This window comes from Alicyclobacillus shizuokensis NBRC 103103 (assembly GCF_001552255.1).
GTDB classification, from domain to species: Bacteria; Bacillota; Bacilli; order Alicyclobacillales; family Alicyclobacillaceae; genus Alicyclobacillus_G; species Alicyclobacillus_G shizuokensis.
On the sequence record NZ_BCQV01000145.1, the window covers coordinates 1 to 551 of the forward strand.

Annotated in this window: 1 protein-coding gene; it reads right to left on the minus strand. The window is 43.4% G+C overall.

Going from position 1 to position 551, the window contains the following annotated elements:
- A partial coding sequence (locus ASH01S_RS19140) for a hypothetical protein (RefSeq protein ID WP_217996370.1) occupies window positions 1–202 on the minus strand: 202 nt, incomplete at its 3' end.
- Between the last annotated feature and the right edge of the window lie 349 nt (window positions 203–551).

A 551-nucleotide genomic window follows, 5' to 3' on the forward strand; every position in this document is an offset into this window, starting at 1 on the left:
CCATAGTCCATTTCCAGCCTCCTTCACTTATAAAAACGGACAAGGAGGCAAAAAGTATACAATACATAGTCATTTCGTCTATGTTCTGGACAATCTTCATCAACGCTTGTTTTTCATCCCCCACCACCTTCGACTTTGTGTATTTGTCGAATCCCCCGAGTAATTCTTCATCTAACTCAAAGACGCTCGCTAATTCATTCATCCCAAGCTCCTCCGCGATTTTCACGACAATTGGAAAGCTCGGATTTCGGGTTTAGTTCTTCTCCAGTTTGCTTATGTATCCAGCATCTAAACTCATTCTTCGTGCCAGTTCTCTTACGCTCAGCTGCTTAGAGTTCCGTTTTTTGTGCATTAATTCTCCAAACGTCTTCACCAAAGTTACGCTCCTTGTACTGCAGTCACATCCACACGGCCCCTTAAACTATCAAGCCGTTAGCGCACCCTGTAAGACAGAAAGATGAGCTCCCTCTTGACGCGAACGTTAACAGACGATACATTAGTGTGTGTTACCAATAAATAAATGTTACACACTTTTGGAGGTTACACAGGCC